At 46.1% G+C, this 23,043-nt stretch carries 15 protein-coding genes; 4 read left to right on the top strand and 11 right to left on the bottom strand.

What is annotated here, in order from left to right:
* Window positions 1-24: 24 nt before the first annotated feature.
* From NST40_RS23200 to NST40_RS23220, 5 genes are read right to left on the bottom strand one after another with little or no spacing between them, the layout of a single operon-like run.
* Window positions 25-1,185, bottom strand: a complete 1,161-nt coding sequence (locus NST40_RS23200; RefSeq protein ID WP_342410035.1) for an amidohydrolase family protein — start codon at window positions 1,183-1,185, stop codon at window positions 25-27.
* Entirely contained in the window at window positions 1,182-1,961 is a 780-nt protein-coding gene (locus tag NST40_RS23205; protein WP_342410036.1) for a glucosamine-6-phosphate deaminase, read from the bottom strand. The genes NST40_RS23200 and NST40_RS23205 overlap by 4 nt, the downstream gene beginning before the upstream one ends.
* Before the next feature lie 46 nt (window positions 1,962-2,007).
* The gene (locus tag NST40_RS23210; RefSeq protein ID WP_342410037.1) at window positions 2,008-3,570 is read right to left on the bottom strand and encodes an extracellular solute-binding protein; all 1,563 of its coding nucleotides are present in this window, start codon (window positions 3,568-3,570) and stop codon (window positions 2,008-2,010) included.
* A gap of 44 nt (window positions 3,571-3,614) precedes the next feature.
* Window positions 3,615-4,484, bottom strand: a complete 870-nt coding sequence (locus tag NST40_RS23215; protein WP_342410038.1) for a carbohydrate ABC transporter permease — start codon at window positions 4,482-4,484, stop codon at window positions 3,615-3,617.
* Window positions 4,485-4,499: 15 nt separating this feature from the next.
* Window positions 4,500-5,450, bottom strand: coding sequence for an ABC transporter permease subunit (locus NST40_RS23220; RefSeq protein ID WP_342410920.1), 951 nt, complete (start codon window positions 5,448-5,450; stop codon window positions 4,500-4,502).
* A gap of 293 nt (window positions 5,451-5,743) precedes the next feature.
* Between NST40_RS23220 and NST40_RS23225 the strand changes: the two genes are divergently transcribed.
* Window positions 5,744-8,026 (top strand): AraC family transcriptional regulator, encoded by a 2,283-nt coding sequence (locus NST40_RS23225; protein WP_342410039.1) that lies wholly within the window; start codon window positions 5,744-5,746, stop codon window positions 8,024-8,026.
* Window positions 8,027-8,102: 76 nt separating this feature from the next.
* On the opposite strand, the gene NST40_RS23230 is transcribed toward NST40_RS23225, so the two are convergent.
* From NST40_RS23230 to NST40_RS23250, 5 genes are all read right to left on the bottom strand, one after another.
* Complete coding sequence (locus NST40_RS23230) at window positions 8,103-10,106, bottom strand: beta-galactosidase (protein ID WP_342410040.1); 2,004 nt, start codon at window positions 10,104-10,106, stop codon at window positions 8,103-8,105.
* A gap of 26 nt (window positions 10,107-10,132) precedes the next feature.
* Window positions 10,133-11,557, bottom strand: coding sequence for a family 43 glycosylhydrolase (locus NST40_RS23235; RefSeq protein WP_076219543.1), 1,425 nt, complete (start codon window positions 11,555-11,557; stop codon window positions 10,133-10,135).
* Between the two features lie 86 nt (window positions 11,558-11,643).
* On the bottom strand, window positions 11,644-13,317 hold the full coding sequence (locus tag NST40_RS23240) for a hypothetical protein (RefSeq protein ID WP_342410041.1): 1,674 nt from the start codon (window positions 13,315-13,317) through the stop codon (window positions 11,644-11,646).
* Between the two features lie 41 nt (window positions 13,318-13,358).
* Entirely contained in the window at window positions 13,359-14,234 is an 876-nt protein-coding gene (locus tag NST40_RS23245; protein WP_036683169.1) for a carbohydrate ABC transporter permease, read from the bottom strand.
* A gap of 36 nt (window positions 14,235-14,270) precedes the next feature.
* A complete protein-coding gene (locus NST40_RS23250; protein WP_081382600.1) occupies window positions 14,271-15,227 on the bottom strand; it encodes an ABC transporter permease subunit in 957 nt (318 codons plus the stop codon).
* Between the two features lie 228 nt (window positions 15,228-15,455).
* Between NST40_RS23250 and NST40_RS23255 the strand changes: the two genes are divergently transcribed.
* From NST40_RS23255 to NST40_RS23265, 3 genes are all read left to right on the top strand, one after another.
* Window positions 15,456-17,186, top strand: a complete 1,731-nt coding sequence (locus tag NST40_RS23255; RefSeq protein ID WP_076302658.1) for a histidine kinase — start codon at window positions 15,456-15,458, stop codon at window positions 17,184-17,186.
* On the top strand, window positions 17,167-18,522 hold the full coding sequence (locus NST40_RS23260) for a response regulator (RefSeq protein WP_342410042.1): 1,356 nt from the start codon (window positions 17,167-17,169) through the stop codon (window positions 18,520-18,522). Before NST40_RS23255 ends, NST40_RS23260 begins: the two co-directional genes overlap by 20 nt.
* A gap of 75 nt (window positions 18,523-18,597) precedes the next feature.
* The gene (locus NST40_RS23265; protein WP_076130289.1) at window positions 18,598-19,476 is read left to right on the top strand and encodes an AraC family transcriptional regulator; all 879 of its coding nucleotides are present in this window, start codon (window positions 18,598-18,600) and stop codon (window positions 19,474-19,476) included.
* 1,235 nt (window positions 19,477-20,711) lie between these two features.
* Here the strand turns inward: NST40_RS23265 and NST40_RS23270 are convergent.
* Window positions 20,712-22,901 (bottom strand): alpha-galactosidase, encoded by a 2,190-nt coding sequence (locus NST40_RS23270; protein ID WP_076194794.1) that lies wholly within the window; start codon window positions 22,899-22,901, stop codon window positions 20,712-20,714.
* Window positions 22,902-23,043: the final 142 nt, after the last annotated feature.

A 23,043-nucleotide genomic window follows, 5' to 3' on the forward strand; every position in this document is an offset into this window, starting at 1 on the left:
TTCTCCTCCTAATCTTTGCTGTAATTAATTACTGCAAGCCTTGCTATGACCCTTTTTCCAGCATTCCAGCACGGTAAGTGTCCTGTCGTCATAGCAGAAGCTCACGAGATCGGCAGGTGCTCCAGCCCTAAGCCCTGCCGCCTGCTCCAGCCCCAGCAAAGTAGCCGGATGAGCAGAAGCACAATCCCAGGCTTCATCCAGCCGGGCTAATCCAGCCTCCGCAAGATAGGCCACCTGATCTGGAAGCATCATGGCGGAACCTGCAAGCAGCTGCTGATTGCCAGCCAGATGCAGCCGCCCTTCTGCTGTTAATACAACCTCTCCACCAATGTGCAGGTGATAAGTTCCCGGCGGCATTCCGCTCAGTGATACAGCATCGCTGACCAAGATGGTGCGGCTGCGTTTCATCCGTAGGATTACTTTCAGCAGAGCGGGTGGTAAATGTTGACCATCTGCAATCATACAGCCATATAGTTCATCCGCCGCCAGCTGCTCCCACAAATAGTTGGGATGACGGGGCAGCGTCAGATGTGTACCATTGCCGAGATGCGTAGACATCACCGCTCCTGCGGCAACCGCCTCCCTAATCTGCTCGGGGGAAGCTGCTGTATGCCCTATGGAAACAAGGATGCCTGATTCACTGCACCGGGCGATAAATGCAGCGGTGTTTGGCCATTCCGGGGAGACGGTGAGGATACGGATAAGCCCTTCAGCCGCTTCTTGCCAGCGGCATAACATATCCCAATCCGGCGGGCCAATATGTTCCCTTGGATGGGCGCCGCGTGGCCCCTCTTCTGGTGACAGAAAAGGACCTTCCAGATGAATTCCTACAATCCCCCCAGCATCTTCCGGATACAGCGAAGCGGCTTCCGCAATGGCGGAGACCGCTTGAGCCAGCGCTTCTTTGCCATTAGTAATCAGAGTTGGACAATAACTGGTTACCCCGTTTCCTAGCAAAAGTCGGGACAGTTCCAATACCGTTGCAGGCTGTAAAGGCAGCGTGTTGAGATCCAGCCCCCAGCCCCCGTTCACTTGCAGATCCACCAACCCGGGTGCCAGCCAGGGCCAATCGGCCCTGGCTGGACTCTCCGCAAGTTCGGTGACCGAAGTGATTCGCCCCTGCTCAACACTTAGCTCAACCGGCAGCCCAGTTTTATAGTGCTTTCCCTTAATTGGCGCGTTCATAGGCCGAAGGCAGCCCGATCCGTGAACATCGTGATCTCCGGATGGGTGCGCAGAATAGTAGCTGGACATGCCGTGCTGATCGAATCATGAAGTGCCGCGTGTAAAGCCTTGCGTTTGGACACTCCCGGTACAATTCCGTACAGGTGACGGCCAGCCAGCAAGGCTGGTACCGTAAGCGTCAGCGCATGGGTTGGCACCTCGTCCAGCGAGGTAAAACAACCGTCATTCACCTGCTGGCGGCGGCAGGCTTCCTCCAGTTCGACCGCTTTGACCAGCTGCGGGTCGGTAAAATTAGCGATTGGCGGATCATTAAACGCAATATGCCCGTTTTCCCCGATCCCGAGGCAAACGATATCAATAGGCGCCTCGCTCAACAAAGCCGAATATCTATGGCATTCCTGCACCACATCAGCGGCGAGACCATCCAGCAGTTCTACCCGGCCAGGGTTAACCCGACTGTATAGACGATCTGTCAAAAAACGGCCGAACCGCTGGGGAGCCGAAGCCGCAAGGCCGATGTATTCATCCATATGAAAAGCATTGACCCGGGACCAATCCATCCCCTGCTCCCGAACCAGCCCCTCGTACAGTTCATTTTGCGAAGGTGCGGCAGCAAACACAATTCGGACCTGACGCGCAGAATCTTGAAGCAAAGCTCTAATTTTCTGCGCGACCTGCGATGCCGCCGCAGCGCCCATCAGGTTACGATCTTCGTAAACCTGAACGGACATCTGCTCTACTCTGTGTGTCTCTAAAGGCTTAATGATGTCATTCATCCCGCTCATCCTTTCCGGGTAACTATTGTCCTTGGCACCAGACAGATTAATTCCCGTTTAACTGAATGTTCTGAACACGGTCGTAAGCTTCCTTATAAGTAGCCAGCAGCTTATCCACGCCGAGATTGTTCATCTCCTCCACATATTTGTCCCAGTCGGCCAGCTTTCGGGAGCCGGTAACAAACTTGGCAAAGCTTTCCTCACGGTGTTTTTGGATCGCCTGGCCGGTAATCGCAATAATTTCATTCTCTTTCTCCGTAAATGCAGGCCGTGGCTGCATCATGGACGGATCATATTTCGTCGCTTCTTCAAAGGCGTACTTCAAATTGTCTGAGAACAACGACAGATGTGCACCAAAGTCGATCCAGGTGTACGTTCCGCTAGTCTGAAGTCCTGTCTGTTTCCGCATTTCGATCACATCGTTGTACTCTGGTTTGAACTTGATCGTGTCGCCTTCCTTCACATATGTCTCACCCTCCACGCCCCAGCTGCTGAGCGTACGTCCCTCTTCGGAATAGAAAAAGTCCATATAACTCATCACATCATCGATGTTCTTCGAGGTTGAAGCCACGGTTAGGCCACCTTCCATATAATGAAAATACGGGTTCAGTTGCTTGCCGCCGGCAATGCCCGCTGGAGGAGCCATGAACTGCATGTTGAACTCCGGATTTTCCTGCTGCATCGCATTGTTAAAAAAATCGATCCGGCTGATGTAATCAATGGTCACAAACGATTTGCCCGTGGACACCATGTCCTGCCATTGCTTAGTTTGCAGAGATAGAAAGTCGGGCGGAATCAGCCCTTCGTCATAAAATATTTTCCACATACCAACCATTTCCTTGTAACTATCTTCCGTGGGTCCAAAAAGCCACTCTTTTTTATCAAAATCATAATAAGCCCCTTCACCCGTCCCGTAATTCACTGTCATATTGGCATTCATTTCATCGGGAATTTGTCCGTAGCGGATCGAAAGCGGATAGCTGTCCGGATATTTCGCCTTCAAGGTTTTTAGAGCTGTATGCAGCTCCTCATATGTGGCTGGTGCCTGGATTCCTTCTTTGTCAAAAATGTCTTTACGGTATAACCAGATCATGCGGTTCGTCTCGCCAAAGCCCTGATTCGGGAACATATACATTTTGCCATCAGCAGACAGTGCAGCCTTCGCTTCCTGTGGATACTGCTTTACCCAGGCGGTCAGATTCGGCATTTTGTCCATATACTCCATCAAATCCACCAACGCACCCTGTTGCCCGAATTTATTCGATTCTTTGCGGTTAGGCATATACATCAGATCCGGCATTGCCTTCGAGGCAATCGCCAGGTTCAAGCTCTCTTCAAGCTTTCCGGAAGGGGTCTGTACCTCGAGTGTGACACCGGTTTTCTCCTTCAGCCAGCTCCAAATAGGCCAGCTTTTCGAATAAGGGAACGTAGCATTGTTGTCTAAGAGCGCAGTGAAGGTTTTTTCCGTTTTGGGCGAATCAGCAGGTGAAGCGGTACTGCTGCCCTGAGTATTACTCTGCGGCGAGGTGTCATTGCCCCCTCCGCTGCAGCCAGTTACTACGGTTGCTGCAATCATCAGTGGCAGCAGTACAGATTTCCATTTATTCATTACGATCTCTCCCTTATTCTGAATTTGTGACGGTTCCACCCGCCTCAGCCTTTAACCGCGCCAATCATGGCCCCCTTAACGAAGTACTTCTGCACAAATGGATACACAATCAGAATCGGAAGCGTCGAGACCATAATCGTCGCGTACTTCAGCGATTCTTCTATCACCATGTTGTCACCTCCAATGCTAGTAACATCCCCTGAGCTAGCACTGCCAGCCAGCACCAGATTGCGCAGCAGTACTTGCAGCGGGAACAAATCCGGTGAGCGCAGGTAGAGCAGCGGGTAAATAAAGTTATTCCACATGCCAACCGCGTAAAAGAGCGCTATGGTGGCGAAGGAAGCTTTGGAAAGCGGAACAATAATACGATTAAATATGCCGATATCATTCAGTCCGTCGATGCGGCCTGACTCCTCCAGCTCTTTAGGAATGCCGGAGAAAAAGGTCCGCATCAGAATCAGATTCCAAGTGCTAACCGCACCCGGCAGCACCATGCCCCATACGGTATCGACCATATCCAGGGAGCGAACCACGAGGAACGTGGGAATCATTCCTCCGCTGAAAAACATCGTCACCACAATCAACAGGGTGAAGCTCTTGCGCAGCGCCATATCACTGCGTGAGAGTGCATAGGCACCCGTGGAGGTGACTACCAGCGAGATAAGGGTGCCAAGCACGGTGTAAATGAGTGTATTTTTGTAAGCCACCCAGATTTGCGAATCTCCGAGTACAAGCTTATACATATTCAGGTTAAATCCCTTAGGCCAAAAAGAAACGGTATTCTTCATGACATGCACATCACTACTGAGAGAGACAGCGAGCATATGCAGGAACGGATAAAGCGTGACCACCACAACCACGAGAAGGATAAAAGTGCTCACGACATTAAACCAGGATAAACGGGGTGATCTCATCACCACACCTCTTTTCTACCATAAACTTGTCTCGCTTACACGGCGGCTGATGTAATTTGCTGTATAGATGAAGATCAAGCTAATCACGCCCATAAAAAGATCAATAGAAGCGCCATAGCTGAAGTTCCCCTGCACCATACCCACCCTATAGACATAAGTACTGATAATATCCGCTGTGTCGTAGATCGCCGGATTCTGCATCAGGAACACCTTCTCGAAGCCAATCTCGAGCACTTTACCGATATTAAGAATCAAGGTGATCACGATGGCGGGTGAAATGCCGGGCAAGGTGACATGCCATATTTTACGCATGCGGCTGGCTCCGTCCATATCAGCAGCTTCATACAGCTGCGGGTCGATAGCGGTCAACGCGGCCAAGTAGATAATAGTCTCCCAGCCGATATGCTGCCAGATCTCCGACAGGACATAAATACCGCGGAACAATCCAGGTTCATTCATGAAATTGATCGGTCCAATCCCTATGGCACCAAGCAGATTATTAATCAGCCCTCCGGTTGGGGATAAAAACATGATCACCATACTGGCTACAATGACATTTGAGATAAAATGTGGAAGATAGCTGACGGTCTGCACAACTCGTTTGAAAGCAGCCTTGCGCACCTCATTAAGCAGAATCGCCAGTAGAATGGGTGCCGGGAAGCCGAAAAACAGCTTATATAAACCAAGCAGAAAAGTGTTTTTCATCAGCGGCCAAAAATCGAGATTCTCTATAAACATCCTGTAATATTTGAGTCCCACCCAATCACTGGCCCAAATCCCTTTAAAAAGATTGTAATCCTTGAAAGTGATAACTAATCCAAACATCGGTGCATAGCGGAAGATCAAATAATACAACAGGCACGGCAGGAACAGCAGCCAGAGCGCCTTGTTTTTATTCCAAGTTCGAAGGATTCCCGCTTTGTGGCGTTGAGGTCGTTGGGGTCGCCGGTGCACTTTCTTTCGCATTTTGTCCTGCACTACGCTAGCTTGAGCCATATGCATGTCTCCTCTTGTTAAAATGATCATAAATCATATAGATGTCAGATTACTTCCCCCTTTTTCCTGGGATTTGTCTCCGAATTATAGCTGCATTTCTTTGGAAAGCGCTATCTACATGTTATATAACATTTCGCCTTAACTGCGGATTTCCATAGAATAGCGTACAAATCAGCAAAATTGCATATTGTTGGTGTTAGCTTTTTGCCGCTATGATAGAATTAATCCAATTCATTTACGGGTGCATCCAAAGGGGGATACATATGAAGGGATCCGTTACAGGCAAATTTGCGCTGAATGCCCTGTTCGTTAAGCTGATGCTAAGCTTCCTCAGTGTCATCTTGATTTTGGCATCATTTAATCTGTTCTCCCATCTTTATTTAAGCGGCAAAATCTATAAGGAGATGATCCGGCAAAATGAGCTAGGCCTCGCACAAACGGTCGAAGGCTACGAAAATCATTTCCGGTTGACTCAGAACATGATTCTTGCCCTCACCCAATCCGATTCATGGACTGCCAATCTGGGCATTCTAAGCCACCTCAAAGAGAACCGACGATATGATATCCCGGCAGAAGTGATATCGGATCTCTCAACGCTGTATGCTAATCCTTTTCTGCATATCGAAAATTTCATTCTTTATTTTAAAAAGGAAAATTATGTACTGGAGAGGGAGGGCCTAAGCAGCGCCGCAGATATGTTCGGTAAATACTACTTCAGTGCAGAATACCCTCCGGAGTACTGGAGCCGGCAAACGATGGACAATCAATTTTTAAAAGTCATGCCCGCCGTAACCTTTACCGAGAAAACCATACATTCCACCCGTACGCTCGGAAGGTTAATGCCAGTGCTGGTCAAAGCGATTCCTTATGAGGAAGTGTACGGCATTGTCATGCTGAATCCGCAGCTGATGCAGGCCGCCTACGGAGATGCCGGCAATACCCCGTTCTATATCCTGGATGCGCAGAAGAATCTATTGTTCTCTACATCAGAGGGTAAACTGCAAACAAGCCAGCTTCCGGAAAGTGGCAATGCCCATGAGCGGGTCGGAGACCAATATTACTTCTATGAAAAAGGTAAACAGACTGGATTCACCTATATCCGAGTGACCCAGGTGGCGGCTATTGCTGCGGAAATGCGGGGGATGCAGCTATTGCTGGCTGTATTACTCTCTGCCGCAGTACTGATCAGTGTTCTCTCATCCCTAATCTTCAGCCACCGGCTTAACCAACCGCTCCAGCGCCTGATTGCCGCCTTGGACCGTAAGGCAGGCAGCCGGCCTGAAAAATTGAGCAGTGTGAAGGAATTCGCCATTATCGGCGACCGCCTGAGCTCCATTTTGGAGAGTAACCGCTTCATCCAGACCGATCTTGATCATAAGAACTCACTGGTGCGCCAATATGCCTATACTCATAAAGTGAAAAATATCCCGCTGAGTAAAAGCCTCGCGGAGCTTGAAGATGTAAGGCAATCCGAACAGCCCTATGCCTCCATTCTGTTCAAGGTCAGCTTCAAAACCTTGCCGGACGAATTTGAAAAACACACACTGATGTTATGGAAGCTGGTTCAAAACTTGATCACTGGTGGTGAAAGCGAAAGCGTCGCACTCCAGCCGGAACATGATCAGCTCATGCTGCTCCTGTTCAATCCCGGACCGCAGAGCAGTTTTCTGCAGGCTCTTGATACCCTTAAGGAGCTGCTGGATTCGGAGACATCCTTATATCTGACTATTGCTGTAAGTCCGGTATATTCAGGCGAAACCTCATTTACCGATGCCTACAATAATCTATCGATGTTGTTAAATGAGCGTAGATTGAACGGGGAAACACAAATAATCGTAGAACCTAGAGCCTCATCCGCCAAATCCTTTCATTTAAAGGTGACACACGGAGAGGAGCTGCACAATCTGCTGCAGTCTGCCAATGAGGAGGCTGTATTCGCTTGGTTGGATCGTCAGCTGGAGCAGCTGCAGCACAAGGACGCGGCGGCGGCGGATTTTCGGGCATTTGCCTTGGGAGCAGCGGAACAGACGAGCAAAACGGTCACGAGGCTGAATCTGCCCCAAGCGGAGCGTCTCTTACCACCCCCACTAGAGCCATTTAACGCTTTCCACTCAATGGATCAATACAATGAATGGCTGCGTGATCTGGTTCGTCCTGTGCTCGTGGTCATCAGTAGCCGCTCGGAGTCACGCGACCCCATTATCAGCTTTGTGCTGGATTACTTAGACAAACATTACGGCGAGGACATCAACCTCAACCTAGTAGCAGACAAGTTAAATTTAACTCCAGGTTACCTGTCCAGCATTTTTAAAGAGAAAACAAACATCAACTTCAGTGAATATCTGAACAATCTGCGGATTGAGCGGGCCAAAGAGCTGCTAATGAATCTGGAACTGCGGATTCAGGATATCGCGCTTCAGGTAGGTTATCAGAACGTAAATTCCTTCATCCGTATGTTCAAACGTTGTGCCGGAATAACTCCGGGCGAATACCGCAAGCGCTATTCCCGTGATGATTCACTCCCCTCCTCCGGCCTTGGCTTGTAAAGAGGCTACATTGCAGAGGAGAGGACAAAAAAGGCCCCCCATTGGCTGGGGGCCTTTTTGTTGTAAAGATTTGCAATCAGAATCCCGTTTTCGGAATCTCCATTGGCACAATATTATAGGGCGCTGTCATACCCGTCCGCACCTGATACATCTGGTCATGGGCCTTTCTCGCTGCTTGCACGAAAGGTTCATATGGACGGTTGCAGACATCCACTACACCGATTTGATAGTTTTCTCCGTCATAACGTCCGAGCACAGGCTGATCATTCCATTGAAAATAATGAACTCCGATGAGCTGCGGGATGGCTGCCCCCTGCTCCACATAATAACGGTAAGCCTCACCGCGCTCCTTCTGGGTTGCCACCGCACGGATCCCATAAGCCAACATGCCGCCTTCAGCCGCACCAAAATGATATTCTCCAATCATGACTGGTTTGTTCAGTCGTCCGCTGATCTGGGCGATCTGTTCCTTGTCAGGACTGAACTGATAGCAGTTCATAGAGAATACATCAAACCATTCGCAGCCCTCCAGCACCTCATCACTGCCAACCCAGGCATAACGCATTCCCAAATTCAGATGATTCGGATCCGTCTGCTTGCAAAGACGGGCCGGCACTTCTACATACCGTCGAATCATGATCCGGTTAAACTGGTTATAATCCACTTCTCGGGCAGAAGTGAGATTATCCCCGGTTACATTCACATTCGATACATCGTATAAATCCTCGAATTCTTCAAAAACGCTATCCCACGCCATGTTTAATCGTTCCACTGTTTTGTACTTTTCTGCAAGCCAGCGAATGAATTCCTTCTTACTGGCATAACGGACCGGAGATTTCAGCATCTGCCCGGTCAAATTCAACCCATCCACGAATGCCCAATGCGGCTCATTACGCATGAAATAACCGACCATTCTCTGGTCTTCCCTTAATGGAAGAAGCTGCTCCGCAAAGCTCCCGGCATTCCGCTCATACTCCGGGCTAAACACATCCGGGAAATCCCGGAAAATAGTCTGCTCCGTCATAGGAAAGTCCACTAGAGGATAAACATACGGAAGCTGGGATTCGTTGATAAATCTATCATTAGACCAGTTACCGATGGTGTTGAATCCCCATTGTTGTAAGCGAAAATCCGTCATAGCCACCCAGTTAGAGCGCCACTCCGCCCCAAAAGCAGTGATCAGATTAGCAATCTCGATGCTGAATTCCTCGCCATTCTGTGACCAAGCTTCTTGATAGATTCCTTCCCGCTCCGGCAATGAGGGTATCAAGTGTTCCATGCCAGTTACATGCATAGAACAAGCTGGACCCACACAGTCCATCCCCGTACTGAACAGGGCATAACCCTCTGGATCAACGAACCACCAGCGGCTGCCGTCAAACTCCGTGCGGAAATATCCAGTTGCCGCGAATCTCAGCGCCTTCCAACCTCCGTACCTGCTGAGGTCACCTCCATTGTGATCAGCTTGTGCCGCAAGTTGCCGCTCTGTGCGCAGCCGATCCGTCAACGCTTCTGCATCAACCGTTTTCCCTGGCCAATCCCTTCCCTTTAATTGGCCCAGATCATCTATATATGGTTGCTGTTCATACTCAAAGACGGGCTCAGTTAGACTTAGAGCCAAGTCACTAATTTGCACAGCTCTACTTGTTGTTGAAGGGAGAGTAGCGATAGAGAATCGGGTGATATGCTTGCGATCGATGCCTGCATCTCCCCTCAGTACTGTCTGCATCACACCCGGATAACGGGGAAGGAACAGCTTCTCACCATTTAAATGAATCAAGGGTAAACAAATTTCCGTGCGCACACCAGGTAAAATTCCTACATGATAAGTAATGACGCGATGATCCCGATCATAAAAACTGAATAACAGCACCAGAACGTCATGGCTTTCATGGTAAACCTTTGCATTAACGAAACCATAATCGCACCAAGCGGCGGATTCCAGATGCCCTGGCTGAAGCTCAAATCCACCACCTTCTGGTGTAGTGATGAACTGAAACGTCTCAGAGGAAGTCGCAGTAAGTTGTGTATGGGGGTCACTTTTAAACCATTCCATAGGGAAGGAGACAGATAAACTCATCGGTATACCTCTTTTCTCAAAACTGTTTACCTTACTGAAATCAGTTGAAAAAGCTGCGGGTCTGCACCTAGACGGGGATCATGGCAGCGTGTGGATTCAAGAAACACACAACCCCAGCCCCCACGCTGTTCTCCTGCTACGGTAAGAACTCTTCCGTCATTGCTCCCAATAGTCAGTGAACCTGCTTCTGTCTCTGTAAGCAACCATATAAACTGATCTTCGTTGTCACGAATAGGCTCCAGCAGCAAGGAATTCAACGGGCCAATAGATAAGGCCTTTTCACTGTTTCGAATTCTCGCCCTACCCCTCTCCCCGTATTCAACCGTCCATCTCTGCTGCTGATCTTCATACGAAAGCGTCCGGACTTCGACGTTCAGGGTCTCCTCATGTTCAATGGATTGATTTCCCGCCGCCAGATAAAGCCCCATTCCTAAGCTTTTCAATCTGAACAGACCACTACCAGAGCCGCATTCCACAGCTACGATTCCCTTCCTAAGGTCAACCACCGTTCGCTCTGCCCAGTCAAGCTTCATTTCCCGGTCAGAAGGAAAGCTGAGCGGCAGAAATACATAGGAAGAGGCATAATAATCCGCAGGGTCCCAGCGATCCCCAACATACAAGTAAGAGCACTGGTCATTGTCTGTTCCTACAATAGGAACTATAAAAGCAGGCTGGCTGTCGTATGTAGTGATGTCGCCCAAAGGCAGCAAGGGTGACCAACGACCAAATAATTCCTCAGACCAGGCATAGGTTCCTTGGTTAGGCAACCAGCCCGTACAGGCGGACGAGATGAGGAAGTATACACCCTGACGTTTCATTAATGCAGGTGCTTCACGTGCTTGTCCGGGCCACAAGGTCTTGAACTGTTCTTCTATGCTGAGGTAATCAGGTGACAGACGATACATAATAAGATCAGCATTTTCCCTTGCCGCGGAGATAAAATATGCCGTCCCATCGTCATCCTGGAACAAGGTGCAGTCCCGAGACATGTTACCTATCGGATTAAAGCTGCCCCGGTAAACATAATCCCCATCTACCGTCCCGCAATCAGCGATCGCGCAGCGCGCATCAGAGTAGTCGCGTCCATTTTCCCAATGCATCCACATAACAAATCTCCCTGTAAGTTTGTTGTAGAGTACTTTTGGGCGCTCAATTACCGCACCCGTTGGGCGCCCCTCCCTGTCCAAGGGTTCAAGCTCTAATGTGGTGCGATGATAAATCGGCTGTACCGGTGAATCGAGTGTGAGCACATCATTGCGCCATTCCCAATTCACTAGATCCACAGATCGGTAGCAGCTCACTCTCCGCCGATCCATCCGGTTCTCACCAAACCAGTAATAATATCCATCCGTATAGAGCATATGTCCACCATGTGCATGTACAGGATTTCCGCTCATATCCAGAAGTGGAGCGCTATTTAGTAGGGTGACTGTACTCGCATTTTCGTCCATGATTAACCTCCAGAGGATCAGATTTTTAGACAAAAAAGCAGGTCCGGCCAAGGATGACCTTAACTGAACCTGCTGTTCTTGCGAACTTATTTCAATCCCATCTGAGACATCACATCCACCTTGCTAGCATTGTTATACCATTCGTTGATTTCTTCGGAAATTTTCGTACCGCCTTTGTCATGCCATTGCTTCACGAAGTCATCGTACGCAGTTAGCGGCTCTTTACTGTAAATAATTTTGGTGAAGGTTTCCTTTTCCATCGTATTCAGTTGCTCCCAGGTTGTCTGCATGGTCTTGGTAGGTGGACCGTTAAATGCATTTGGAAGCAGTGACTCTCTATTCTCATAGGAAATCACATATCCCTCTTTGGCTGTTTCATCATTTGATGCCGATCTGATCAAGACCCCATTCTCAGCTTGTGCACCTTTGGAAAGATCATAAAAAGATTTACCTGGGCCATCCACACTTGGTGTATTTTTGGTAAAAGCCATTTTCCCTACACCTTGAGCGGCATCCAAAGGCGTATTGAATTTTTTGGAATCGAATACCACTTCATCGCCAACGATGTCATAATCATATCCCTGAGCATAACCATATTTGAAATCTCCGGTACCAAATGCTGCATCGTAAAGCTTGTCATAATACAAGAAGAAAGCTTCCATATTGTTAAAGTCTTTATTAAACATAAAGACACCATCGTTCTGTTGACCGGATTGGTAGGTTCGATCCCCACTTATACCATTAATTGTTGGGTAAGCTTTGATTTTAGCCCCTTTTACGTTAGTTTCCACATCTTTAACACTGCCGTACAGCCAAGGACGGCCAATAATAATCCCTGCTTTACCTTCAGTGAAATCCGCCAGTGCATCCCATGCACCCTGTGTAGCCAGCTCCTTATTTAAATACCCTTTGGAGTACCAATCGCGAAGTTTAGCTAACGCATCCTTTGTCCCATCAGCGACGGAACCGTAAGTAAGTTTACCATTGTCGTTATACCATTGGCCGGGGAGACTCTTCCCTGTATAAGCACTAAAAATCATTACAGAGTCGCTTACCCAGCCCGTGTTGTAAGAATCTTTTCCCGAGAAATCAAATCCATAAGTATCATTTTTTCCGTTACCGTCCGGATCATCATTCGTAAAAGCAGCGATTACCTGTTCAAATTCATCTATATTTGTTGGCGCTTTTAAATTTAATTTATCTAACCAATCTTGACGGATAAGCATGATCTCACCTTCAGTGAGATTGGGCGAGATCGCCATCCCATAAACCTTGCCGTCCTGGATAACCGGGTTGAACGTTGTTGGATATTGTTTATATATTTCTTTCAGACGCTCAGGCATATATTTGTTAATGTCCTCCGCAATATCTTTTACAAGTCCAGATTGAATCAGATCATTTTCTAATGAGGTATCATACACTGGCAAAACATCCGGAAGCTTCTCGGAACCAGTGAGCGCTAAACGAAGTTTCGTATTATATTGGGAGGCATCACCGCCCAAAAGAGTAGTTTGGATGTTAATCCCTAGATTCTCGACACCCCAGCGGGTCAACACATTATCATTTAAGCTCTCCCCGTTGATATATTTACCGGCATTCTCATCTTGTTGCTTGGCGATGTTGATAGTAATAGGAGGATCGTATTTGCCGTCTTTGAGAACCGCTTCTGCCGCAGTAGATTCTTTACCGTTTGAGCCGCAGCCCGCTAGCAATCCTGCCATCAATACAGTAGTCGTTATTAAGGCCCCTGTTTTTTTCATCAATAAGCTCCTTTGAATTAAAGTTTTATATGTTGGTCACGTTATTCTTTTACAGCACCCAGAACGATGCCTTTGACAAAATACTTCTGTAGAAAAGGGTACACAAGGATAATGGGCAGTGTGCTAATAAAAATTTGCGCAGCTTTGATACTCTGTTCTGACAACGCGGCTGCTTCTGATTGACTAAGTGCCATACTCTGCGCTGATCCTTGCACCACTACAGTCTGTAAGAATGAAGCTAACGGATAGTCCGTTGTATTCGACATATACAAAATCCCATCAAACCATGCATTCCAGCTCCCCACCATGATAAACAATCCAACGGTTGCAAGACCGGGAAGGGAAAGCGGAAGATAGATTTTCCGGAAAATGACGAAGAACGAAGCCCCATCGATAAATGCCGCCTCTTCAAGCGCCTTAGGGATTGTTTTAAAGAAATTCATAATCAGAATCAAATTATAAGCTCCGAAGGCACCGGGAAGCACGAGCGACCAGATCGTGTCCTTGAGCCCAAGTTTCGTAACCAATATATAAGAAGGAATCAATCCACCGGAAAACAACATCGTGAATATAAAAATCCACATTAAAGCATTACGCCCACGGAAATCTTTGGACAAGGCATACCCCGCCGTTGTAATAATAAACATACTGATTAACGTCCCCAGTACCGTCCGGACCACTGAGATTCTCATGGAGCCTGTAAAATTCGTGTTTTTAAAAGTTTTCACATAGGCTTCGATATTAAAGTCCACCGGCCAAAAGGATACCAAATTCCCATTTACCGCCGTCTTACTACTAAATGATTGTGCTAGTAAATGAAGCATAGGCAATAAACACGATAAGGCTACTAGAATCAGGAGGATATGATTGAAAATCGAAAATATCCTATATCCCTTGGATTTATAATACACTCCCATTCCTCCTAACAGTTTTGTAAGCTTAACAACTTCGGCTTAAAATATTTTATAGTTAGCTACCTTGTAAGCAATTCGATAGGAAATTACGATTAATATGAAGCTGATGCCGGATTTAAACAATCCAACAGCGGTACCAAAACCGTATTGGCCATTCAATAACGATGACCGGTAAACATAAGTATCGATGATATCTCCCGTACTATATACGAGTGGATTGTATAAGTTAAAGATTTGGTCAAATCCTGCATCCAGGATATTTCCAAGGCTTAACGTTGCAATTACGATGATCATCGGCATCATACTCGGTAAGGTAACATGGCGTATTTGTTGGCGGCGTGAAGCGCCGTCGATCTCAGCTGCCTCATAATAAGAAGGGTCGATCCCTGTAATCACCGCTAAGTAGACAATCATGCCAAATCCGAAGTTTTTCCATAAATCACTGATGATGATCGTCGGTCTGAACAGCGTAGGATCGCCCAAAAAGAAAATTGGTTTCAGTCCGAGGAAATTCGTAAGAAAATGATTTATGCCCCCATCCAGACCTAAGATATCAATCATGATTCCGGCAACGGTTACCCAAGAGAGGAAATGCGGTAAATAGACCAAGGTTTGAATACTCTTTTTAATCCCCATGTTTCTAATCTCGCTTAGCAGAATCGCCATAAAGATAGGAACAATAATTCCGACTATAATTTTGATTACAGCAATAATGAGGGTGTTGATAATGGATTGTGTTGCCTCTTTATATTGGAAGATTCTTGCGAAGTTATCCCAACCAATCCAAGTTGAACCTGTAATTCCAAGCCAGGGCTTGTAATCCTGAAAGGCCATCACTAATCCGACCATAGGACCGTAGGCAAAAATTAGAACGAATACCAAAGCTGGGATACATAAAACATACAATGGCCAATTTTTTTTGATTTCCTTTTTCCAAGGATTCTTTCTGCTTTTTTTAACGTTGGCTTTCTCACTCCATTTGAGCTGGGTATTCATTATCTGTGCTATTGTGCTTACCCCCTTTTACATTCTTGGCTGCTAATTTCTTTCTGGTTTAATGTTAACAAAAGCGCTTTCATTCGAAAATGTCTCAAATTAAATATCATAACCACTCGCTAAACATCTTTATAAACGCTTTCATTTTGCGAGAGCTCTTCTCTTTTTCTTTTGGAATATATAGCTTATGATGAATTCACACGAGTCCTAGCGACAGGAGTAATGCTTATGATTAAAAAAGTAAATATGAAACGATTTATATATTTTTTCGTTTTTTTCCTTTTACTTACCTTAAGTTTGTTTTTCGTAATGAACTCCCTAGGTTCCAAAACCATTCAAGAGAGCTTGGTTAACTCCTCCAAAAATCAGCTAGCCTATACGGAAAGCATTCTGGATGGCATCATCTCTGAGGCAAGTTTGTATGGCATCCAATATACAGCCGACACCTCCGTACGTTTCTATCAAAGCAAAATACAAGAGATGAACAATTACGATGCCCAGATGAAAAAAAACGATATCTATGACCGCATATCAGCACCACTTCTCTCCAGTCAGGCGATTGAATCTATCGGTATCTACTGGAAATCGGACGGCACTTTTATTTTTACGGGTCATGATTCGCTTGCCAAACAGCCCTTTCAGAAGGTCACGCAGCGAGGATGGCAGATTGTTAATAACAATTTGTATTATTTTTCAATCTACCCTTATATTCATGAACCTAAGAATCCTGCCAATATTCAGTACATCGTGGGCGTTAAGCTGAAAAAGGAGTATTTAACAAGTCTTTTAGAAAAAGCAGTGAGTGGCGGCGAGAGCTCCAATGCCTTTTTACTTGTGAACAAGAGTTTAATGATTAGCAATAAAGCGGTGGATATTCGAATCGAGGAAAAAGCCAAGGAGACGATAACACCCAATGCACATGAAATTTTAAAGTTTGACTATCATATCAACGATGATGATTATTATGTTTTATCAAAGTATATTGAGCCGATTGATACGTATCTTGTTACCTATACGCGAATGAGTGATTTTTTGAATCCGCTTAACCGGAATAAACAGGTGTTTTTTGTCAGCATCTTAATGATCTTGATCATTGGCCTTATCGTGATTTTTATGTTCTATCGAAACTATTATCGCAATGTATATCTGCTCGACAAGAAATTCTACCAAGTGGAACAAGGGAATTACAGCACCAGAATTAGTGAGAACCCGGACAATCAATTTTATAGTCTATTTAAAAGCTTTAACCACATGGTCGCCAAAATACAGGCCTTATTCGCTTCATTAAAAATAGAAACCGAGCTGCGCAGAAACGCCGAAGTGAAACAGCTACAGGCTCAGATCAATCCACATTTTCTTTACAATAATCTGTTTTTCATTATGGCTGTGGCAAAAACTTCACCGGAAGCCGTAATGCAGATGAGCAAGCATTTAGCAGAGTACTATCGTTATTTAACAAAAATGAATTCAGATAATGTTACGTTGGCTTCTGAATTGCAGCTTGCCGATCATTTTTTATCCATCATGTCACTTTCCAAAAAAATAAATTATGAAATCAACCTGCCTCCTGAACTGGGAGAGCATCTGATTATGCCACTGATTATCCAGCCTATGGTCGAGAACGCAATCCAGCATGGGATTGAAGAACAGCAAGGGGCTTATCGCGTTACTATAGATGTAAAAGAACTTGATACTGGAGCGTTAATTATTGTAGCCGATGACGGTAAGGGGCTATCTAATGAGGAAATACACCAGCTAATGGCCAGACTTGAGAATGAATCCCCCCCTGAAGGATCAAGAGGAATTGGTCTTTGGAACATTCATCATCGCCTCAAAAATGCGTATGGTGAATTAAGCGGACTGCGGTTCTTCATCAATGACTGGGGTGGTTTATCCGTGCTGGCATTCATAGATTTCTCGCTGGATGAAGGAGGACAATATGCGATTATTGATAGTTGATGACGGGCATTACATCGTTGAATATTTAAAACACCTGCTGGATTGGAGCAAATTTGGAATTGAGCATATTGAGACGACAACAAATTCGATTGAAGCCAAGGAGCTATTGAATCAGAATCATATAGATATCCTTATTACAGATATTCGTATGCCCGAGGTATCCGGCATTGATTTACTGCATCATGTTCATGAGAAAAAGCTCAATACCAAGGTAATTTTCCTTTCCGGTTATTCTCAATTTGATTATGCACAGCAAGCCATCCGTCTGGGCGCTTTGGATTATTTACTCAAGCCGGTAGATAAAGAGGATATGGAAAAAGCCATGCGTCAAGTTATTAAGAATATCGCTGAGAAACCCCCAAAAACCCCAGTGGCAGAGAAAAAGATAGATGGGCTAGGTTACTTGCTTTCTGTTATTAGCGGACCTTCCCCACTACGTTATGATCACAGCACACTCGATACTGCTTTACGGAATGAGCACTTTTGCTTTTTTCACGTCTCAGGGGCTAGAGGGAAAGATGAAATGATGTTAAAAGATCATAATGGTGGACGGGACTTTATTTGGATCACTCCATCAGCCACTACTGGAATTATTCCAGAATCCAATACCGAAACTGTGGCAAGCAGCGTCGATTCCATTTCTTTTTCCGAGCCGTTTGAATTTTCTCAAAAGCATGCTGTTCGGCATATTTTTTATCATTTCTTTTTTAATGAAAATATTGGGGCCAGTGACTTTACTATGCTGAGTGCCTCTAGTGCTCTCCCTAAATTAGAGCTTGGAGAATGGGAACAAACCAGAAAAAACATTTTAAAAAACTTTGCCAAGCTCACTGTCAAAAAACAAAAGCTCCTCTACCTGCTCGAATTCATTAATTTGCTGTATTCCACAACCGATAAAATCCAATCAGCTGAGGTCGCAGACTGGATTTTCAATCAATTATCAGAGCCAAATACGGCTCTTCAATCCATCTTGCAGAGCCTCACCCAATTAGATAGAAGCGCTAAATTTTCCAATCAAAACATTGTTCATACCATTCAAGCCTATATCTCCAATCATATTAGTGATTGCTTGAGCCTGGAGGACTTAGGGAAAATTGTTCACCTACATCCTGTTTACCTGTCCAAATTTTATAAGCAGGAGACGGGTGAAAATTTATCGAGCTACATTTCTTCTAAACGCTTGGAAAAGGCCTCCAAGTTATTAATCGATTCCAACTTACATGTGCTCGATATTTCACATCTAGTCGGCTACAAAAAGCCACAATATTTCATTAAGCTATTCAAAGATCAGTATGGCATTACGCCTTATCAATATCGAAGACAGCAGATTAAATGAAACAAAAATTGAACAGATCAACAAAAAAGTTTACACTTTGAATGAAGTAACGAACCACGGAAAGGAAACCTGCTAATGTTGCGCTCCTCCTACACCATTCGCTCGGAAGAACAAGCTTCTATGCTTCTGTTTGATTCTATTGGCTGGGAACAAGCCGAGACTCCAGCATATTCATTCAACGGCCAGAACCGGACGGAGAGAAGTTGTGTTATTTTTCAGTACACCTTATCTGGAGAGGGTAGAATTGAAATAGACGGGGTTGTTCACCCATTAACGAAGGGCAAAGCTTTCCTAGTGACTGTCCCCAGTATACACAGATATTATTATCCGGAAGAAGGTACAGAGCCCTGGGAATTCATTTGGCTGAATGTACGAGGACCTCTAGCTATTTCACTCTGGAACCAGCTGATCGCACATGGCGGTCCCATTATAGAACTCCCTCAGGAATCGGTTCCGATGGATTTATTGTGGAGTATGTTCAAGGACATCCAGGTTGATGAAGAAAGAGATTTGCATTTTCTAACGGGGAAAGCCTTTCAGTGGATATTGTCCATGGAGAAATACCTCAAGAAACCGAGTTTGTTAACCACCTATATAAAAAATGACAAACTCCATGCCGCTATACAATTCATGAAAAATGATCTGCACAACAATAACCTTAGCTTAGACGATGTCGCCGCACATGTTGGAATTTCCAAACATCATCTTTGCAGGCTATTTCAAAAAAACATCAATCTCTCGCCTTTTGAGTATTTAAGAAGGAGACGGATCGAGCTGGCAGCATCTATGCTGAAAACAACAGATCAGACGATCTACCAGATCGCTGTGGACACCGGATTTGACAATGCCAGCTATTTCGGCAAAGTCTTTCGTTCCTACTTTGGAGTTAGCCCCTCCACTTACCGCGAGCAGGACCTAGAGTTCCTGTCCAAACATGTGTTTTTTGAAAATTGATGTTGCTAGGCATATCTATTCGGCTTCGATAGAGCTGAGTGGCAGGCGTGGCAGGCGTGGCAGGCGTGGCGTGCGTGGGGTGCTAATTCGGGGCCGGTGGATGCAAGTAGTAACCATTCAGATCTGGTGGTGCCAACTCACAACCACCCTCCTCCGCTTTCGGACCCCAATGACGCTATTTGCCAATTTTCCGCCTTTTGAGCACAGTTTCGGACTCCAGTGCAGCTATTCCTTCGAAAGAGGTGCATATTAGGTACTTTTCGAGCCAATAGCGACTATACGGTCCGATAAAACTCCAAATGTGTGAAAAGACTGCGATTAGCGGCATTTGAGTCCGATAGCACTGTGTTGGATGGGTGAGCAACTTGCATGTCGTACTAATTCGCGTCCAGCAGCCCACGGCTAAGGAAGCAACTTGCTAAACACCCTAATTCGCGTACAGCAGCACCGAGTGATAACCATCCCCCGCCGCTTTCGGACCCCAATGACGCTATTTGCCAATTTTCCGTCTTTTGAGTACAGTTTCGGACTCCAGTGCAGCTATTCCTTCGAAAGAGGTGCATATTAGGTACTTTTCGAGCCAATAGCGACTATACAGTCCGATAAAACTCTAAATGTGTGAAAAGACTGCGATTAGCGGCATTTGAGTCCTATAGCACTGTGTTGGATGGGTAAGCAACTTGCAAGGCGTACTAATTCGCGTCCAGCAGCCCCCGCCTAGGTAAACATCCTGCTAAACACCTTAATTCGCATACGAAAGCACCGTGTCACCCCTCTACCGCCGCTTTCGGACCCCAATGACGCTATTTGCCAATTTTCCGCCTTTTGAGCACAGTTTCAGACTCCAGTGCAGCTATTCCTTCGAAAGAGGTGCATATTAGGTACTTTTCGAGCCAATAGCGACTATGCGGTCCGATAAAACTCCAAATGTGTGAAAAGACTGCGGTTAGCGGCATTTGAGTCCGATAGCACCGTGTTGGCTGGGGAAGCAACTTGCATGGTGCCAATTTGAGCCCGCCGACTTCGAGTTATAAACACTCAACTCCAGTGGCGTCAAGCTACTTGCAAGGCGCACTAATTCGCGTACGGCAGCACTTGGCTAGCAAAGCATCTTGCTAAACACCCCATCCAATAACAGCTTCGGGCGCGCAGCTAGTCACAAAAGAACTCAAAAAAGGAGAAAAAAAGGAAGGTGCCCAGCAGCCAATGGCTTTTGGGACCCCCTCCTTTTTTGATTAAACTTCTCTAAGCACGAAAAGTAGGCTTCTGAAATCGCCCTCGAGCTGTGGAAGCGTGAGTCCGAAGTGCATCAGTTCATCCCCTCTGTATACTCCGCCGTTAAACTCAAGCTTATACGATTTCGCAGGGTCGAGTCCTTTCAGACGCAATCTGCGCAACGGTGGATTAGGCCCGGCCAGAACTTGGAAGTAGGTGGCGAAGGCTTCTTTTTTATCAGCGGAAACAAACATCCATGCCGTCTCGTTTCCTTCAAAAGGACTAAGCAGTCGATAGAAATCACCGTACTGAATCAGCATTCTCAGTTCCTTGTACTCCGAAACCTGCTTGCGGATATCCTCGCGCTCAGCTTCAGTAAGCTTGGTCAAATCCAGCTCGTAGCCGAAATTACCCGACATCGCGACATGACCACGTGTCTCCAAAGGTGTAATACGATGTACCTGATGGTTAGGAACAGCCGACACATGGGCACCCATTGAACTCGCAGGATACACCATACTTGTTCCGTATTGGATCTTCAATCTTTCCACTGCATCCGTATCATCGCTAGTCCAGGTCTGTGGCATATAATACAGCATTCCCGGGTCAAATCGTCCGCCACCGCCGGAGCAGCTTTCGAACAAAATATGAGGGAAACGGGAAACGATACGTTCCAGCACATCATAAAGTCCAAGGATATAACGGTGTGCCGTTTCACGTTGACGTTCGGCTGGAAGAAGCGCTGATCCAATCTCCGTCATATTCCGGTTCATATCCCATTTCACATAAGTAATCGGAGCGGATGATAATACCGAGCTAACTGACTCGACGATATAATCACATACATCCTTACGGGATAAATCCAGCACTAGCTGCTGGCGGGCTAATGAACTTTTATGCCCAGGTACATGGAGACACCAGTCTGGATGTTCACGGTAAAGATCACTTTCAGGCGATACCATTTCTGGCTCGAACCATAATCCGAATTCCATGCCCATTGCCGTGATATCTTCGCCTAGCTTTCCAAGACCTTCAGGCAGCTTGCGACGATCCTCTACCCAATCTCCCAGGGAGCTGTCGTCGTTATCACGTTTGCCGAACCAGCCGTCATCCAGCACGAACAGCTCCAGGCCTAGCTCTTTGCCTGCTTTAGCAATTTCTTTGATTTTATCCGCGTTAAAATTAAAATAAGTCGCTTCCCAGTTGTTAATCAGAATAGGACGCTTGCTATCGCGGAATTCACCTCTGCATAACCGGGTCCGATACAGACGGTGATAGGTTCTCGATAATCCGCCAAGCCCTTCACTGGATCTTACCAATACGGCTTCTGGAGCCTGAAAGGATTCGCCCGGTTCAAGCAGCCACTGAAAATTGAAAGGTTGAATACCGATCCCAACTCTGGATATTCCGTATTGATCCACTTCTGCTTGGGCGAGGAAACTCCCGCTATACACAAGGCTGAATCCATAAACTTCGCCATGGTCCTCTGTCGCATCTTTTGCAAGCAAGGCCATAAAAGGATTCTGCTGATGGCTACTGGAGCCGCGTTTGCTGTCAATCCGTTGGATGCCAGGAACGAGGGGTCTTTTGTGAATATGGCGTTCTCTAGTCCAAGTACCGGATAATTGCAGCATGTCATAGTCAGAATCATGGAAGTCAACATTCGCGCTTAATACTCTTTTCAAAACCAGATTGTCCTTACCCAGATTCTCAATCCGCACGGAACGTGTTATAACATCCTGATCGTTAAATACGGTATAGCTCAAGGCAGCGATCAATCCTGTTTTATCATCTTGCAGTATAATTTCCAAGGTCTCTGCTTCTTCATCACTTTCAACATAAGTAGCAGGCAGACCTTTGAGTGCAGGTTTTCCTTTATTAATGGTGTAGCTCTTATAACGGAAATCCGTTACGGTCGTGCCATCTACTAGGTGAACCTCCAGTGCCGGTTCGCGGAAATCCCCGTTTCCATAGGAAGGGAATTCGCTTGGCAAGGTGTCGAGGGAGATATTTTTATCCTCCTGCAAATAAGTTGGACTAAAAGAGCAACGTTCCACCAAATTCAACGGGTGTTGAAATTCTCTCCCTGCCAATTGTGGGCCCCAGTAGACATGCGCTGGAATAACACCTTTGATCATTTCAATAATATAGCTGGATTTCTCTGACTGTAAATGAAACACCTTGCGGTTGTCGTCATAATAAATACCCATAATATGTTTGCACTCTCCTTAAGGTAGCTCAATAGAACGTTTATTGTTTGTAGTTAATGCTTCTTCGAAGTCTATTTTAGAGTGAAATGGAAGGGTATACAATCTTAATATCTATACCTATTATAGTAAAATATTGATCTAT

The sequence above is a fragment of the Paenibacillus sp. FSL R10-2778 genome (genome assembly GCF_038593035.1).
Lineage (GTDB): Bacteria > Bacillota > Bacilli > Paenibacillales > Paenibacillaceae > Paenibacillus_AQ > Paenibacillus_AQ odorifer.